This is a genomic window from Helicobacter sp. MIT 01-3238, assembly GCF_003364135.1.
Classification (GTDB): Bacteria; Campylobacterota; Campylobacteria; order Campylobacterales; family Helicobacteraceae; genus Helicobacter_B.
In genome coordinates, this window is record NZ_NXLN01000067.1 from 1 (window position 1) to 500 (window position 500).

The window sequence follows — 500 nt, forward strand, 5'->3', positions numbered from 1 at the left end:
ATTTGGGTAATGGAGCACACTATAAAAACACTACATTTTTTAATAATGCTATATATTCTGCTAGCTTTGTGTTTTCTCAAAAGTTTCCTTTGCAAAGAAACAATAACAGATTGTATCTAAATGCTGATATAGGTGGAGTGTTTGTCGATAGAGTGCTAGATATAATAGAGGGCAAACCCTACATTCTAAAAGCTGGAATGCTACTAGGGTATGAGTTTGGGGGGGATAGCAATAGAGCTACAAGACAATCTAGTCGATACCAAAAGCTAAAAAACAAAAACGCAAGAAAAACTCTATCTACTCCTACAAGCAACCAAACAACTACAAACAATAAACGAGCTACAAGCCTAGCACCTAAGGCTGATAGTGCAAATAATGCAAAATCTACTCCACTAGCTAAGACACCTGCTAAAGATTCTAGCCAAGCTAGCAAATCTCAAAAACCAGAACTAACTAAAGCAGAGAAAAAAGCACAAAAGCAAGCTCAAAAAGAAGCACAA

1 protein-coding gene is annotated in these 500 nt (G+C 36.4%); it reads left to right on the forward strand.

Annotated elements, in window-relative coordinates; all coding sequences use genetic code 11:
* Window positions 1-500: hypothetical protein (locus tag CQA40_RS11400; protein ID WP_181882942.1), on the forward strand; the 500-nt coding region annotated here is incomplete at both ends.